Annotated in this window: 7 protein-coding genes; all 7 read left to right on the top strand. The window is 74.6% G+C overall.

Features of this window, described 5'->3' with window-relative positions; genetic code table 11:
* Positions 1-68: 68 nt before the first annotated feature.
* Positions 69-7079, top strand: a complete 7011-nt coding sequence (locus tag ACFV9T_RS22255) for an SDR family NAD(P)-dependent oxidoreductase (RefSeq protein WP_385442976.1) — start codon at positions 69-71, stop codon at positions 7077-7079.
* Between the two features lie 2 nt (positions 7080-7081).
* Entirely contained in the window at positions 7082-11683 is a 4602-nt protein-coding gene (locus ACFV9T_RS22250; protein WP_385442973.1) for a beta-ketoacyl synthase N-terminal-like domain-containing protein, read from the top strand.
* Between the two features lie 68 nt (positions 11684-11751).
* Positions 11752-12036, top strand: a complete 285-nt coding sequence (locus tag ACFV9T_RS22245) for an acyl carrier protein (protein ID WP_385443120.1) — start codon at positions 11752-11754, stop codon at positions 12034-12036.
* Between the two features lie 2 nt (positions 12037-12038).
* The gene (locus ACFV9T_RS22240; RefSeq protein WP_385442972.1) at positions 12039-12923 is read left to right on the top strand and encodes an alpha/beta fold hydrolase; all 885 of its coding nucleotides are present in this window, start codon (positions 12039-12041) and stop codon (positions 12921-12923) included.
* A gap of 5 nt (positions 12924-12928) precedes the next feature.
* The gene (locus ACFV9T_RS22235; RefSeq protein WP_385443117.1) at positions 12929-14200 is read left to right on the top strand and encodes a glycosyltransferase; all 1272 of its coding nucleotides are present in this window, start codon (positions 12929-12931) and stop codon (positions 14198-14200) included.
* Positions 14197-15309: a class I SAM-dependent methyltransferase gene (locus tag ACFV9T_RS22230; RefSeq protein ID WP_385442970.1), complete on the top strand. Its 1113-nt coding sequence runs from the start codon at positions 14197-14199 to the stop codon at positions 15307-15309. The genes ACFV9T_RS22235 and ACFV9T_RS22230 overlap by 4 nt, the downstream gene beginning before the upstream one ends.
* Positions 15310-15527: 218 nt before the next feature.
* The gene (locus tag ACFV9T_RS22225; RefSeq protein ID WP_385442967.1) at positions 15528-17447 is read left to right on the top strand and encodes an RICIN domain-containing protein; all 1920 of its coding nucleotides are present in this window, start codon (positions 15528-15530) and stop codon (positions 17445-17447) included.
* Positions 17448-17474 lie beyond the last annotated feature (27 nt).

Here is a 17474-nt window from a genome sequence, read left to right as displayed (position 1 = left end):
CGTACGTTAGATGCACATGCCAGAATTATCTCCCCTTTCGCGGCTTTAGCGATTTACCCGGAGAAAACATGTCATCCGTTGCGTATCCTGGCGATCTTGTTATAGGCATCACTCCGTTCGGGGAACCGGACCCCCGACTCGCCGCGGCGGTCAGCCGCGCGGGCGGTCTCGGCGTCCTCGACCTGGGAACGACGCGCCGAACAGCACTGGACGCGTGGGAACGCGTCAACGATTGGGTGGCCGACGGACGGTACGGGGTGCGGGTGGCGGCGGGCTGCCCCCTCACGCCCGCGGATCTGCGGCACGCGGCGCCACCGGACGCCGGACCCCCAGGGCCCGGCGGGCCCGGACCGCACACTGTCATCCTCGGTGCCGGTGCGCCCTGGCCCATCGACGCCGTCGCCGCCCGCCACCGCGTACTGGCCGAGGTCGCCGACCTGGACCAGGCCCTCGAAGCGGTACGGGCCGGGGCGCACGGGCTGATCGCCCGGGGCAGTGAATGCGGCGGCCCGGTAGGCGAGTTGAGCACCTTCGTCCTGCTCCAGCGGCTCCTGGCCGAGCCCGAGGTGTCCGTACCGGTGTGGGCCTGGGGCGGCATCGGCCCGCGTACCGCCGCCGCGGCGGTGATCGGCGGCGCGGCCGGGGTCGTCCTGGACACCCAGCTGGCCCTGCTCGCCGAATCGGGGCTCCCCGAAGACCGCGCCGCGCTGCTCCGGCCCATGGACGGGTCGGAGACCACCGTGGTCGACGGACACCGCGCGCTGCGCCCGCGAGCCCGCTCCCCGCACCCCGTGCCGCCACCCCTGCCGGTGGGCCAGGACGGCTTCCTCGCCGCACGGTTCGCCCAGCGCTGGGGAGACGTCGGGCGCGCCGTCCGAGGCGTCGCTGAGGCCGTCCAGGACGCCGTACGGGACGCCGCGCACGAGGCCGCGCCCCAACTGCCCGTCGCGCAGGGCCCGATGACGCGGGTCAGCGACCGGGCGGGGTTCGCCTCCGCCGTCGCGGCGGACGGCGGACTGCCGTTCATCGCGCTCGCCCTGGCCGGACGCGAGCAGGCGCGCACCCTGCTGGAGGAGGCCTCGGCCGCGCTGGCCGGGCGTCCATGGGGAGTGGGCGTGCTCGGCTTCGCCCCCGAGGAGATCAGAAGCGCCCAGCTGGAGGCCGTACGGGAGATCCGCCCGAGCCACGCCATCATCGCGGGCGGACGGCCGTCCCAGGCCGCGGCGCTGGAGCAGGACGGCATCACCACGTATCTGCATGTGCCCTCGCCCGGACTGCTGCGCCAGTTCCTGGAGGGCGGGGCGCGGCGGTTCGTCTTCGAGGGCTCCGAATGCGGCGGCCACGTCGGCCCGCGCGCCAGCTTCCCGCTGTGGGAGGCGCAGCTCGCGGTCATCGAGGACTACCTCGACGACCCCGCACACCCAGCGGATCGCACACGCGTCGAGGTGTACTTCGCCGGTGGCGTGCACGACGCACGGTCCGCCGCGATGGTGGCCGCGCTCGCCGCCCCGCTGACCCGGCGCGGCGTCGCCGTGGGGCTGCTGATGGGCACCGCGTACCTGTTCACCGACGAGGCCGTCGCGCACGGCGCCGTACGGCCCCTCTTCCAGCGCCAGGTGCTGGCCGCCGAGCGCACCGCGCTGCTGGAGACCGCCCCCGGCCACGCCACGCGCTGCGTGCCGAGCCCCTTCACCGAGAGCTATCACGCCCTCAAGGACCGGCTGCGGGACGAGGGCGTCCCCGACCGGGAGCTGTGGGAGCGGCTGGAGCGGCTGAACGTGGGGCGGCTGCGCATCGCCAGCAAAGGCCTGGACCGCGCCCCCGACGGCCGGTTGACCGAGGCCGACGAGCAACGCCAGCTCTCCGACGGCATGTTCATGGCCGGACAGGTCGCGGTGCTGCGCTCCGCCACCACCACCATCGCCGCGCTGCACCACGCGGTGGGCCCGGCCTCGGCGGATTTCCTCGCCGAGCGGGCCGGTGCGCTGCGTACGCCGCTCGGCGTGGACGCGGCCCCCTCGGCGGCCCCGGCGCCCGCGCCGCTGGACGTGGCCGTGGTCGGCATGGCCTGCATGTTCCCGCAGGCTCCCGACCTCGCCTCGTTCTGGGCCAATGTGGTGGGCGGCGTGGACGCCATCACCGAGGTACCGCCCGAGCGCTGGGACCCCGCCGTCCACTACACGGGCGACGGGGACGGCGCCTCCACCTCCCAGTGGGGCGGCTTCCTGCCGCGCATCCCCTTCGACCCGCTGCGCTACGGCATCCCCCCGGCCTCCCTCGGCAGCATCGAACCCGTCCAGCTGCTGGCCCTGGAGGCCGCCCGCCGCGCCCTGGACGACGCCGGGTACGGGGATCCCACTGACCGTGGCCGGGCCTTCGACCGCTCGCGCACCTCCGTGGTCTTCGGCGCCGAGGCGGGCAGCGATCTGTCCAACGCGCAGACCCTGCGCACCGTTCTGCCGTCGTACTTCCGTGCGGTGCCGGAGGCCCTGGTCGAGCAGCTGCCCCGGCTCACCGAGGACTCGTTCCCGGGCATGCTCGCCAACGTCATCTCCGGGCGGATCGCCAACCGGCTCGACCTCGGCGGCGCCAACTACACCGTGGACGCGGCGTGCGCGTCCTCGCTGGCCGCCGTCGACGTCGCCTGCAAGGAGCTGACCTCGGGCACCAGCGACCTCGTCCTGTGCGGCGGCGCCGACCTGCACAACGGCATCAACGACTATGTGCTCTTCTCCTCCGTGCACGCCCTGTCCCCGACCGGCCGTTCCAAGGCGTTCGACGCGTCGGCCGACGGCATCGCGCTCGGCGAGGGCGTGGCGTGCGTCGTCCTCAAGCGGCTGTCCGACGCCGAGCGCGACGGCGACCGGATCTACGGCGTCATCAAGGGCGTCGGCTCGTCCAGTGACGGCCGCTCGCTCGGGCTGACCGCCCCGCGCCCCGAGGGCCAGCGGGCCGCGCTGGAGCGCGCCTACGCGAGCGCCGGGGTGTCCCCGGCGAGCGTCGGCCTGGTCGAGGCGCACGGCACCGGCACGGCGGTGGGGGACCGTACCGAACTCACCGTCCTCAGCGAGGTGTTCGCGGACGCCGGGGCGGCCCCCGGCGGCTGTGCGCTCGGCTCCGTCAAGTCCCAGATCGGGCACACCAAGTGCGCCGCCGGGCTGGCCGGGCTCGTGAAGACGGCGCTGGCGCTGTACACGGGAGTCAAGCCGCCGACCCTGCACGTGGAGCGGCCGAACCCGGCGTGGGACGCCGAGCGTGGCCCCTTCGCCTTCCACACCGAGGCGCGGCCGTGGGCCACGGCACCCGTGGACCGGGTGGCCGGGGTGAGCGCGTTCGGCTTCGGCGGGACCAACTTCCATGTGGTGCTCGCGGCACACGGGAAGGGCGCGCCCCCACCCGCGCACACACTCGACGCCTGGCCCTGCGAACTCTTCCTCTTCCGTGGGACCGACCGGGCGGCGGCGCTGCGCGCGGTGGAGGACACGCTGCGGCAGGCCGAGGCCAACGACACGGCGGGGCGGCCGTGGCGGCTGCGCGACCTCGCGCTGGCCGCCTCCCGGCGGGCCGACGCGGGCCACGAACCGGTGCGGGTGGCGGTGGTGGCCACGGACCTGGACGACCTGGCCGAGCGGTTACGGCGGGTGCTGGCGGGCGACGTGGCCGTGTCCGTCTCCGGATCGCCGCCCAGACCGGGCGGACGGGACAACGACGGGCTGTACGTGGCCCCGGAGGCCGCGCCGGACACCGCGCCCGACGAGCCCGTGGGCAAGGTGGCCTTCCTCTTCCCCGGGCAGGGCAGCCAGCGCCCCGGAATGTTCGCGGACGTGTTCGTGGCCTTCCCCGAACTGCGGCACCAGCTGCTCCACGGCTCCGGCTACGCCGGTGTGCTGTACCCCCCGGCCGCCTTCGACGAGGACGGGAAGAAGGCGCAACACGCCGCCCTCACCGACACCCGGGTGGCCCAGCCCGCCCTGGGCATCGTGGGGCTCGCCGCCCACACCCTGCTCACCGAGGCCGGAGTACGGCCCGACATGGCGGCCGGGCACAGCTACGGCGAATTGGTCGCGCTGTGCGCCGCGGGCGCCCTCGACCCGCGCACCCTGCCCCGGCTGAGCGCCGAGCGGGCCGCCGCCATCCTCGGCGCCGCCGAGGCCGCCGGACACGAACCCGGCACCATGGCCGCAGTCACCGCCCCGGCCGGCGACGTCGAGCGGCTGCTGCGGGAGGCCGGACTCGCCGAACACGTGGTGGCCGCCAACCACAACGCACCCCGGCAGACCGCGATCTCCGGTCCCGAGCGCGAAGTGGCCGAGGCGGTCGCGTTGCTGCGGGAGGCCGGGCACACGGTCCGGCGGCTCCCGGTGGCCTGTGCCTTCCACAGCCCACTGGTTGCCGGGGGCGGACCGCGCTTCGCCGAGGCGCTGGCCGAACACCCGGTGCGGACACCGGAGTTCACGGTCTGGGCCAACCGCACCGCCGCCCCGCACAGCGCCGAACCGGACGCCATCCGCGTCGAACTCGCCGCCCAGATCGGTGCCCCGGTCCGCTTCCAGGAGCAGATCGAGGCCATGTACGCGGCGGGTGCCCGCGTCTTCGTGGAGGCCGGGCCCGGCACCGTGCTGACCCGCCTGGTGGCGGAGATCCTGGGCGACCGGCCGCACCGTACCGTCGCCTGCGACGCGCGACGCGCCGCCGGTACGGGTGGGCGGCGTGCCTTCGAGGGCCCGCGCGGGTTCCTCGACGCCCTCGCCCAGCTGGCCGTCGCCGGGGTTCCGGTGCGTACGGGCTGGCTGTTCCGGGGCCGGGACGCCGTCGACGCGGCGTCCACCGCCCCGCCGAAGCGGCCCGGATGGACGGTCGACGGACACCTGGTCCGCACCGCGAACGGTGACCTTCTCCCCGGTGCGCTGGCACCGGCCCGACGTGTCGTGGAGGCGATGGTGAGCCAGACGGACCGCACGGACAACGGCGGACACGGGGGCCGGGAGGCCGACCGGGATGCCCTGATCGCCGAATACCTGAGAACCAGCCGCGAGATGATCGCCGCTCAGCGCGATGTCCTGCTGACCTACTTCGGCGGAGCGCCGGGGGAGCGGCCCACGGCGCCGCCACCGGTGGCCGCCGCCGCACCCGTGCCCCTGGCCGCCCCGGCCACCGCGCTGCCCCTGCCAGCGCAGCCCGCGGCACCCACTCCGGTGCCCGCCACCGCCGTACCGGCCGCCGTCCCACCCGTGGCGGAGGAACCGGCCGCACCCGCCACCGGGCCCGATGTCCTACGCGCGGTCTCCGAGATCATCAGCGAACGCACCGGCTATCCCGTCGACATGATCGACCCCGATCTCGACCTCGAAGCCGACCTCAGCATCGACTCCATCAAGCGCGCCGAGATCGCCGGTGAGCTGGCCAGACGCCTCGGTGTCGCGGGTGCCGGAACCGCCGCGCTGGGCGATGAGGAGCTGGAGGAGCTGGCCAAGGCCCGTACGACGGCGGCCGTCACCGACTGGCTCACCGCGCGTCTCGCCCCGGCCACCCACGCCCCCGCCGTCGCTGACACCGCCCCCGCCGACACCGTGGTCGTACAGGAGGAACCCACCCCCGTGCCGGGCGTGGCGCCCCGGCGGATGCGGCTGCTGCCCGTACCTCTGGAGGAGACGGGCGGGCGGCCCGACCTCAGCGGCAAGCGCTTCGCCCTGCTCGGCGGGGACACGGACGGGATAGCCACCGCCGTGGCCACCCGCCTGGCCGCGCACGGCGCCGAGGCCCTGCCGCTCGCCGCAGGCCACCTTCTCGCCGAGGCGGACGGCCCGCTGGATGGCGTGCTGCTGCTCGACCCGCTGGCCCGGTCCGGCGCGCCCCTGCTGCCCGAGGCGTTCGCCGTGCTCCAGGCGGCGCTGCGGCGCGGACCGCACTGGCTGCTGGCCGTGCGCGTGGCCGACCCGCTCGACCCGCGCCCGGCCGGGCTGCGCGGAGTGTTCCGTACGGTGGCCAGGGAATACCCGGACACGGCCGCCACCCTGGTGGAGCTGGCCACCGACGCGCCCGTGTCCGCCGATGACATGGCCGACGCCCTGCTCGACGAGCTGTCCGCACCCGCCCGTACGCCCGTCGTCCTGCGCACCGCCGACGGACGCCGCCACCGGCTGGACCTGACGCAGGCCCCGCTCGGGCCGCTCGCGGCCTCGGGCGCCGGGCCCGCCGGAGACGGCGCGGCGGAGGCCGCCGCGCTCGGCCTCGACCGCGACTCCGTGGTGGTCCTGGTCGGCGGGGCGCGCGGCATCACCGCCCGGTGCGCCCTCGCCCTCGCGTCCGCCGCCCGCTGCCGGATCGAACTGCTCGGCCGCACGCCAGAGCCCACCGGCCCGGAGGCCCCGGACACCGCCCCGGCGCGCGACGAGACGGCGCTGCGCGCGGTGCTCGCCGCCCGGGGAGGGGCGACACCGGCCGAGATCGAGCGGGAAGTGGCCCGGATCCTCGCGCGGCGCGAAGTCGCCGCGACCGTAGCGGAGTTGAGCGCCCTGGGCAGCCGGGTGCGCTACCGCTCGCTGGACGTCCGGGACGACGCGGCGGTGCTCCAGGCCGTGAAGCAGATCCACGTCGACCACGGGCGGCTGGACGGCGTCGTGTACGCGGCCGGTGTCATCGAGGACCGGCTGATCGCGGAGAAGTCCGCCGCGTCCTTCGGGCGGGTCTTCGGCACCAAGGTGGACGGCGCGCGGACCCTGTTGGACGCCCTCGCGGAACTGCCCGAACCTCCGGCGTTCACAGTGCTGTTCGGCAGCATCTCCGCCGCCCTCGGCAACCGGGGCCAGGTGGACTACGCGGCGGCCAACGACGCGCTGGAAACCCTCGCCGCGCGGTGGCGGGACCGCACCGGCCGCCGGGCGCTGACCGTGCACTGGGGGCCGTGGGCCCCGAGCGGTGCCCACGGCGGCATGGTCACACCGGAACTCGGCCGGGAGTACGCCCGCCGTGGCATCTCGCTCATCGATCCCGAAGAGGGCGCGCTGGCGCTGCTGCGCGAGCTGGCCTGGGGCGAGGAGCCGGACCAGACGGTCGTCTACACCGCCTCGGGCTGGTGACCATGACCGACCGTCACCAGCTGCCACCGGTGGCCATCGTCGGGATGTCCGTCCTGCTGCCCGGTTCCCCGGACCTGGACACCTACTGGCGCAACCTGACCGGTGGCGTGGACGCCATCACCGACGTCCCGGCCGGGCGGTGGGACGCGGGGTTCTACGACCCGCAGGGCGGCACCGGCACCCCGGCCGCGCCCGACCGGGTGTACTGCCGCCGGGGCGGCTTCGTCGACACGTACGCGGAGGTGGAGGCCGCCCGGTTCGGCATCATGCCGAACTCGGTGTCCGGCACCGAGCCCGACCAGCTGATCGCCCTCGGTGTCGCGGCGGCCGCCCTCGCCGACGCGGGCGGTGGCGACCGGCTGCCCGACCGCGAGCGGGTGGGCGTCGTACTGGGCCGGGGCGGCTACCTCACCCCCGGGCTGGTCCGGCTCGACCAGCGGGTCCGTACCGCGCACCAGCTCGTACGGACCCTCGGCGAGCTGCTGCCCGGTCTCGGCCCCGGCCACCTGGACCGGATCCGGGACGCCTTCACCGAACAGCTCGGCCCGGACCGCCCCGAGGCGGCCATCGGGCTGGTGCCCAACCTCGCCGCCTCCCGCATCGCCAACCGGCTCGACCTGCGCGGGCCCGCCTACACCGTGGACGCCGCGTGCGCGTCGTCGCTCGTCGCCGTCGACCAGGCGGTGGCGGAACTGGCCTCCGGGCGGTGCGATGTGATGCTCGCGGGCGGTGTGCACCACTGCCACGACATCACCCTGTGGAGTGTTTTCACGCAGTTGCGCGCCCTGTCCCCGAGCCAGCGCATCCGGCCCTTCGACCGCGCCGCCGACGGCCTGCTGATCGGCGAGGGCACCGGTGTCGTCGTCCTCAAACGGCTCGCCGACGCGCGGCGCGACGGCGACCGCGTGTACGCCGTCATCCGCGGTACGGGCGTGGCCTCGGACGGCCGCGCCACCGGCCTGGTCAACCCCGACCCGGGCGGCCAGACCCGCGCCGTACGGCAGGCCTGGCGCGCCGCGGGCCTCGACCCGCGCGCACCGGGCTCGATCGGCCTGCTGGAGGCGCACGGCACGGCCACGCCCGCCGGGGACGCGGCCGAACTCACCACGCTGGCCGAGGCGTTCGGGCCCGGGTCTGCTCGTGGCGAGCCCGCCGTCATCGGCTCCGTGAAGTCGATGATCGGCCACACCATGCCCGCCGCCGGGGTCGCGGGTCTCGTCAAGGCCGCCCTCGCCGTCCACCACGGGTGGCTGCTGCCCACCTTGCACTGCGACGACCCGCACCCGGGGCTCATGGCCACCCGCTTCCGTACCCTCGACGCGGCCACGCCGTGGGAGGCCACCGTGCGGCGCGCGGCGGTCAACGCCTTCGGGTTCGGTGGCATCAACGCGCATGTGGTGCTGGAGCAGGAGCCGACCGAGGCGGTGAAGCGCCGCCCGGCGGCGGTCGTGACCGAACCCGAGCGGGTGCTCGCCCTGGCCGTGGACACGCCGGAGCGGCTGGCCGAACTGCTCGCGGCCGACGAGGCGACCGTACGGGCCACCGCGCCCGCGTCCGCTAGCCGTGCTGGCACCCGGCTCGGCATCGTCGGCCCCACCGCCAAACGCCTCGCCCTCGCGCGGCGCGTGGTCGCCAAGGGGCGCCCATGGCGCGGCCGCAACGACGTCTGGTTCACCCCGGAGCCGCTGCTCGCGACCGGCGGGAAACTGGCCTTCGTCTTCCCCGGCCTGGAGGCCGAGTTCGAACCCCGCACGGACGGGATCGCCGAGTACTTCGGGCTGTCCCGCAAGACTGGTGACCAGTACGGCGAGGCCGCCCGCGTGGGCGACATCGGCCGCCACGGCGTCGGTGTCTTCGGCGTCGGACGACTGCTCCACGCGGCGCTCGGGCGCATGGGCATCGTGCCGGACGCGGTGGCCGGACACAGCGTCGGCGAGTGGTCCGCGATGGCCGCGGGCGGCCTCTACGCGGGCGACGCGGTCGACGCCTTCCTCGACTCCTTCGATCCCGACGTGCTGCGCGTCCCCGGCGTGACCTTCGCCGCCCTCGGCGCGGGCGCGGAACGCGTCCTCGGCGCGCTCGCGGAGCTGCCGGAGAACCGCATCGTGCTCTCGCACGACAACGCGCCCAGCCAGTCGATGGTGTGCGGGCCCCGGGCCGACGTCGAGGCGTTCGTCCGGTCGCTGCGCGCGACGGGCGTGATCGCGCAGGTCCTGCCGTTCCAATCCGGCTTCCACACCCCCATGCTGGCCCCCTACCTCGACCCCATCCGGACCCTGGCGGAGCGCTTTGAACTCCTCCTGCCCCCCCGCGTCCCCGTCTGGTCCGGCACCACCGCCGCGCCGTATCCCGACACCGAGGCCGAGGTGCGGCGGCTGTTCGTCCGGCACCTCCTGGAACCGGTGCGGTTCCGGCAGCTGACCGAGGCCCTGCACGACGCGGGCTTCCGCGCCTTCGTCCAGCTGGGCACCGGCCAGCTGACCTCGCTCATCGGCGACACCCTGCAGGGCCGCGACCACATCGCGGTGGCCGCGAACTCCCCCCACCGCGACGGCGTAGCCCAACTGCGCCGCGTAGCCACGGCCCTATGGACGGAGGGCGCCGAAGTAGACCCCACCCTCCCGCGCCCTGCCACGACGACGCGCCCTTCCGTCCCCGTGCGCCTGAACCTGAACGCCGCCCTGATCTCCCTGCCCGAGCCACGCCTGGCGGAGCTGCGCGCGCTGCTGGGCAATTCCCCCACCCCGCCCCTCCCCGAAACCGGGGGGCTCCGCCCCCCGGCCCCCCTTCCGGCGACGGCAGCCACGAGCCAGCCAGCGCCTCCACACCCCGCGACAGCGGACCTGGCTCAGGCCGTGCCGCCGCACGCGGCGACGGTGGGCGTGGCCCACGCCGGGGCGCTGTACTCCGCGACGGTTGGCGCGCCCAACGTCATGCCGCCGCACGCGGCGGCGGGCACCCTCCGCGCCACACCCTCGCCCCCGCCCTGGGCCGCCGAGTTCGACGCGCTTCTCCGGGAGACCGCCGACACGGCGGCCGTGGTGGTCGCGGCGGGGCATGGCAGGCGGGTCGCGCGGACCTTTGACGTGCGCGTTTCCACCGAGGCCATGCCCTACCTGCGCGATCACTGCTTCTTCTCGCAGCGGCCCGGCTGGCCCGATGAGTCCGACCGATGGCCCGTGGTTCCGGCTACCACCATCGTGCAGCACCTCATCGACGCGGCGGAGCACGCGGCGGGAAACGGGGCCGTGGCCGTGGCCGTGCGGGGGGCGCGGTTCGATCAGTGGGTGACCGCGACGCCGCCCAGCACCGTCGCGGTCACCGTGACACCGTCCGCCGCCGATCCGGCGCACTACACCGCTACGTTCGGGCGTAGTGCACGCGGCACCGTTCAGGTCGCGGCCTGCTACCCGGACGCCGCCGAGCGGCCCGCGCCGTGGCGTATCGACCCCGCCGCCGAGCGCGAACCCGAGCACACGGCGGCGCAGATCTACGGCGAGCGCTGGATGTTCCACGGCCCGGCGTTCCAGGGGCTCACCCGGCTCACCGCGATCGGGGAGTCGCATGTGCGCGGCACGATCGCCACCCCGGCCGCGCCCGGCGCGCTTCTGGACAACGTCGGTCAGCTCCTCGGGTACTGGATCATGGCGACCCGCACCAAGCGCTCCGTCGTCTTCCCGGTCGGCATGCGCCTGATGCGCTTCTACGGTCCGCCTCCGCAGCCCGGCACCGAGGTGGAGTGCCTGGTCAGGATCGTCGCGCTGACCGATGCGGCGCTGGAAGCGGACGTCCAGCTGCTGACCGGCGGTCAGGTGTGGGCGGAGCTGAACGGCTGGCACGACCGCCGGTTCGACAACGATCCGCAGACCCGCCCGGTGGAACGCTTCCCGCAGCGCAACACGCTGTCACGGCCCCAGCCGGGCGGCTGGTCGCTGGTGTACGAGCGCTGGCCGGATCTGGCCTCGCGGGATCTGATCATGCGCAATCACCTGGGCAGCGCCGAACGCGCCGAGTACGCGCGGCGGCCACCGCTCGGCCGCAGACAGTGGCTGCTGGGCCGGATCGCGGCCAAGGACGCGGTACGGCGGTGGCTGTGGGAGCACGGAGAGGGGCCGGTCTTCCCGGCCGAGATCCGGGTGTACGACGACGAAGACGGCCGCCCGTACGCCGTCGGCGTCCACGGCCGGACCCTGCCCCCGCTGGATCTGACGCTGGCACACGCGGCCGAGGCCGGGGTCGCCCTGGTGGTGCCGCGCCACGCCGAAAACACGCAAGGCGGCCCCGGCATCGCCATCCAGGAGATCGCCGACCTCGACCAGGCGGCCCTCGCCACCGCCCCCGACCGCCGCGCGACCGCCTTCGCCACCGCCGCCAAGGAGGCGGTGGCGAAGGCGGACGGCACCGGCCGGGACATCACCGTCGTCGGCGCGGACACGACGCGGCTCACCGTCGAGGTGGCCCCCGCCCCCGGACATCCGCCGCGCCGCTACCGGGTGCACTGCACGACGACCGCCAACCCGTCCGGGTTGCCGGGCAGGGAGTACGCCGTGGCCTGGACGACCGGTCCGGGCCACCGGGATCAGGACGAGGAGACCGATCAGTGACCACCGTCGAACCCACCGCCCCGGCACCCGCGCATACACCATCGACCGTGCTCGCGGACGTCGCCGGAATGCTCCGGACCATGCTCGACGAGGAGGGCCTCGACGACATCGAGGTCGCCATGGACACCCGTTTCACCGATGACCTGGAGCTGGAGAGCATCGACCTGGTGACCCTCGCGGGCACCCTTCAGGACCGGTACGGGCAGGAGGTCAACTTCGCCGAATTCGTGGCCGATCTGGAGCTGGACGAGATCATCGGCCTCACCGTCGGACAGCTCGTGGAGTACATCGTGCGCTGTCTCGCTGCGACAGAAGTCCGAGCCGCCGAGGTCAGAGTGGGCGAGGGGAGCTGACCATGGCGATGATCCACCTCGGCGGCCCGCCCGGCACCGGCGACGGACCGGACGGCATCCGTCTGCACGTACAGCGGCTGTCCCCGCCCGGCGGCCGCCCGCCCACCGCCACCGTCGTCCTCGTCCACGGACTGCTCACCGACTCCCTGGCCAGCTGGTACTTCACGGTGGCCCCGGACCTCGCCGCCGCCGGGCTGGAGGTGGTGATGTACGACCAGCGGGGCCACGGCCGCAGCGAGCGCCCCGGCTCCGGCTACCGGCTGGAGACGTTCGTCAGCGATCTGGAGCGGCTGCTCGACCAGCTGGACATCACCACCCCCGTTCACCTGGTCGGCAACTGCTTCGGCGGCACAGTGGCGTACGGATACGCCCTGCGCCACCCGGAACGGGTGGCCGGTATCGCCACGATCGAGGCGAAACCCGCCACCGAGGGCTGGCTGACGGACATCAGCGGCATCATGCGCCGCATCGTCGTCGAACTCGTCGCCCACGAGGCCGAGTCGCTGGCCTGGGTCACCGCCCACCGGGGCGCGCACACCGCACGGCTGGCCAAGTCGGCGGCCCGGCTGGTCCGTACGACCACCATCGCCGAGGACGTGGCGGCGAGCCGGACGGTGAGCGAGGAGCGGGCCCGCTCGCTGCGCTGCCCGGCTCTGGCCGTGTACGGCGCCGACTCCGAACTCGCCGGTGAGGACGGATGGCTCAGGGCGCTGCCACCCGGCACCCGGACCGTCATGCTGCCGGGGGAGGGGCACTCGGTGCTCGCCGAGGCGCCCGCGCGGATCCGCGCACTGCTGCTGTCCTGGATCGGCGAACAGGAGAGCGCCGCCGTCCCGGTGGCGGCTCTGTCCCGACGGCGTGGGTTCGAAGGGGCTGATGTGTCGTGAGCGACATGGCCGTACCCGTACCCGCACCCGTACCTGCGCTTGCATCCGCACCCGCGCCCGGCAGCCGTTTCCTCTTCGTCGTCCCGCCGCTCGTCGGCCACGTCAACCCCACCGTCGGCGTCGCGGCCGAACTGACCGCCCGTGGCCACCACGTGGCCTGGGCCGGGCTGCCGGAGGTCGTACAACCGCTGGTCGGCCCCGGCGCCACGGTTCACCGCTGCGCCGGGCCGGTGATCGGCGACGGCGGGGCGGAGCGCCCGCCCGAGGTGCGCGGCCCGGGCGCGCTGAAGTTCCTGTGGGAGGACTTCCTGGTGCCGCTCGCCGAGGCCATGGCCCCCGGCGTGGCGTGCGCCATCGAGGAGTTCCGCCCGGATGTGGTGGTGGCCGACCAGCAGACCGTGGCGGGCCCGCTCGTGGCCGAGCGGCTGGGCATACGGTGGGCCACCTCCGCCACCACCTCGGCGGAGTTCACCGGCGCGCTGGACGGCATGCCCAAGATCGACGCCTGGCTGGACGGGCTGCTGGCCACGTTACGGGGCCGGATCGGCGACCGGTACGGCACGGCCGACCCCCGGTTCTCGCCCGACCTGGTGCTCGCGTTCACCACCGAGGAGCTGGCCGGGCGGCCCGTACGGGCGGCCGACCACATCCGGTACGTGGGCCCGTCCATCGCCGGGCGCCCGGCCGAACCGGACTTTCCCTGGGAGTGGCTGGACCCCGCCCGCCCCACCGTCCTGATCACCCTCGGCACCGCGAACACCGACGCCGGGGCGCGATTCCTCGCCGCCTCGCGGGACGCCGTACGGGCCAGGGCCGACCGCTTCCAGACGGTCATCGTCGACCCGGCGGGCACCCTCGGACCACCCATCAACGGGGACAAGAACCTGCTCACGATCCCGCGCATCCCCCAACTGCGCCTGCTGGAAAAGGTGTCCGCGGTCGTGTGCCACGCGGGCCACAACACCGTGTGCGAGGCCCTGTGGCACGGTGTCCCGCTCGTCGTGGCCCCGATCCGGGACGACCAGCCCGTGGTGGCCGCCCAGGTGGTGGCCGCGGGCGCGGGCGTCCGGGTCAGGTTCGGCAGGGCGCGGGCGGCGGCGCTCGGCGAGGCCATCGACGCCGTGCTGGACGAACCGGGCCACCGCGCCGCCGCCGAGCGCGTCGGCGCGTCCTTCCGCGCGGCGGGCGGCGCCCGCGCGGCCGCGCGACACCTGGAGCGACTGGCCGCCACCACGGCCACCACCCACGCCACCACGATCCCCGAGGGGGAACGATGAGCCAGGACAACGCCACCTCGTCCATACCCGGCGCGGAAGCCCCGCGACCGTCCCGCGCCGAGGCCGTGGCCGCGCTCCGGCCGCGCTACCAGGCCGACCTCGACCAGGGCACCGAGCGGTTCTTCGAACCGCGCCGCACGGACTGCCCGTTGTGCGGCTCATCCCGGCTGAAGCGGCGGCTGCGCACCAGGGACCGGTTCCAGAACAAGCCGGGCCGCTTCGGACTGGACCTGTGCCGGGACTGCCACCTGGTGTTCCAGAACCCCCGGCTGAACGGCGACGGGCTGGAGTTCTACTACCGCGACTTCTACGACGGGCTGGGGGAGGAGGGCATGGGCAACGTGTTCTCCGGGCGGCAGAAGATGTACCGCGGCCGCGCGGAGGCGCTGAGACCCGCCGCCGACGCCCCGGCGAAGTGGCTCGACGTCGGCACCGGCCACGGCCACTTCCCCGAAGTGGCCCGCACCGTCTTCCCCGACACGGTCTTCGACGGGCTGGACTTCACCGAGGGCGTCGAACTGGCCGAGCGGGAGGGCCGGATCGACCACGGCATCCGGGGCAGCTTCCCGGAGCTGGCCGGGGAGCGGCTGGCGGGCCGCTACGACGTGGTCAGCATGTTCCACTACCTGGAGCACAGTACGGACCCCCGCGCGGAACTCCGCGCGGCCCACCGCGCCCTCGGCCCCGGTGGCCATCTGCTCATCGAAGTGCCCGACCCGGAGTGCTGGTTCGCCCGCCTCTTCGGCCGCTTCTGGCTGCCCTGGCTCCAGCCCCAGCACCTGTACTTCCTCCCGGTGGCGGCCCTGCGCAAGGAGCTGGAAGCGCTCGGCTTCACCGTGGTCCTCGAACAGCACCGCGAGTCGTCCGACACGGTCGACCTGCTCGGCGCCGTGTGGCTGGCGGCCAACGCGGCCCTGCCCGTCGACGACGCCCCCTGGCTGGCCAAGCCGCCCGGCCGCGCGCGCTGGCTGCTGCGCTGCGCGGGTCTGGTGGCGGCCATTCCCGCCCTCGTCGTGGCCACCACCCTGGACCGGCTGCTGCTCAAGCCACTGGCCGGGCTGGGGAAGATGTCCAATGCCTACCGAGTAGTAGCCCGGCGCAATGGGTGAATTCGTTCACCACTTTGCGTTTCGTAACGCCAGTGGACATGTCAGTGGCCCTTCGTGGCGCCTGAAGTCGAATAATGTGAACTCCCTTGAGCCGCATCGGTTCCGTATGCAAAGGTGCAGGTGTCGCCACGTGGGAAGGTGATTTTCCGCGCCACCGACAGGGCCGACACCCCCCACTGGTACGGACTTTTCTCGCTGCCCTGTGAAAGGGAAAAGACGTGAACGATGCTGCCCTGACGCACGGGGAGCTGCTGGGCCGTCACTGGGAGGCGGCCTTCTCCTACGCGAGCCTGTGCACCACGGGCCCCCACCCGGCGGGGATCCTCACCTCCGCCGCGTTCACCAGACTGCTCGGGGAAGCGTTACGGCGGACCGCACCGGCCACCGCGTGGCGGCCACGGGTGCTCGCCACCGTGCGCGGCATCGCGGAGGAGTGGAACACGGGCCCGCGCGGCGCACTGCTCCACCCCGGCCTGCGGGCCGTCCCCAGGGAGCGGGGGCGCATGGACGGGCGGCTGCGGCCGCCGGAGAACAGACGACTGGTGTTCCGTGCGTTCCAGCGGCTCCCCGACAGCGCCCGCTGCCTGCTGTGGCACACGGAGGTCGAGGCGGATCAACTGGCCGTACCGGCAGGGATGTTGGGGATGTCCGACGGAGCCCACGCCGAGCTGGAGCGGGCCCGTGAGCGCTGGCGTCAGGCCTGTCTCGAAGCCCACTGCGACACGGCCCCCGAGGAGGAGTGCCGACACTACAGCCGTCTGCTGGACGTCTCGCTCCACCGTGGCGACACCCACCTCGACCCCGATCTGCGGCAGCATCTGTCCCGGTGCGAACACTGCCGTCAGGCCGCCGACCAGCTGGACCACTCCACCGGCCGGACGGGCGTCCTGCTCGCCGAGGCGGTCCTGGGGTGGGGCGCGCGGGACTACCTCGACTCCCGTCCCGGCCGCCGCGCCTCCGCACCGGGCCCGGCCGCGCATGCCTCTCCCGTACCACCCATGCCCTCCACCCCGCCACGGGTCGGCGCGCCACGGGCCAGCGGCCCTCGCCACTCGGCGCGCAAGGACCCCTGGTGGAAGGCGCGCCCGGCGGCGGGCCCGGCGTTGCGCCAGGCAGTGCGCCTGGCGGCCCGCCCGTCCGCGCGCCGAAGGCGGCCACGTGTCACCCGTGGACGGCTCCTCGTCGTGGCGGCGGCCACGGTGAGCGGCTGCGTCCTGGTGTCGGTGGCGGTGGCGTCCGTCCTCCCGTCCGGCGGTGGCGACGACGCGGCGTACGACCGCGACACCCCTTCGACGACACCGGGCGCGGGTGGCACCGACGCCCCCGGCTCGGAGCCCTCCTGGATCGGCGCCGGTGGCAGCGGCGCGGACACCCTGCGGGGGCCACTGCGCAACGCCGCGAGCGGATTGTGCCTCGACATCGTGGGCGGCAAGCCCACGGCGGGCGCCGAGACCGAGGCCGTCTCCTGCGCCTCCGCGGCCACCCAGGAGTGGTCGTACGAGGCCGACGGCCTGCTGCGCAGTGGCGCCGACCCCGACCTCTGCCTCAACTCCCGTCTGAGCTTCTCGATCCGGCTCGGCGCCTGCGAGACCACTTCGCGCCGGGACGCCGCGAACGTGCGGTACGACTTCACCCTCCAGGGCACCCTGGTGCCGCGCTGGAACCAGGAGCTGGCCCTGACCCCCGACTCCACGGAGAAGGGGGCCGGGCTGGTCGTCAAAACACGGGACGACTCCGCGATGTCACAGCGCTGGCTGGCGGGCGACTCGGCGGCCGGAAACCGGCACCGGACCGAGACGGCCCGCCCGGACCGGGGCGGGGAGACGGCGACCCGCCAGGTGTCCGTCGTCCGCCCGAAGCCCGAGAAGCCCGCCCGCACCGAGCCCCCGGCGCGTCCGCGCCCGCCCGAGCCCCCGGCGCCGCCACGGTCCGCCGCGCCACCGCCCCCGTCGAAGCCCTCGAAACCGCCCCGACCGGGGCCCCCGGCGGCGGATCCGCCCGGGCGCCAGGCGGGCCCCTGGTACGGCCAGCAGAGGCAGCCCGGATGGCACGGACGCCACGGATGGCACGGGCAGTACGGGCAGCCCTGGAGCCGGGCCGGACACGACCGCGGCTGGGGGCGCGGCGGCCACCGCTGACGACGCGGCGCGGCCGGGCGCGGCCCG

Source organism: Streptomyces sp. NPDC059850 (genome assembly GCF_042731515.1).
Taxonomy (GTDB): Bacteria; Actinomycetota; Actinomycetes; order Streptomycetales; family Streptomycetaceae; genus Streptomyces.
This window is presented reverse-complemented; position numbering and strand designations above follow the sequence as displayed.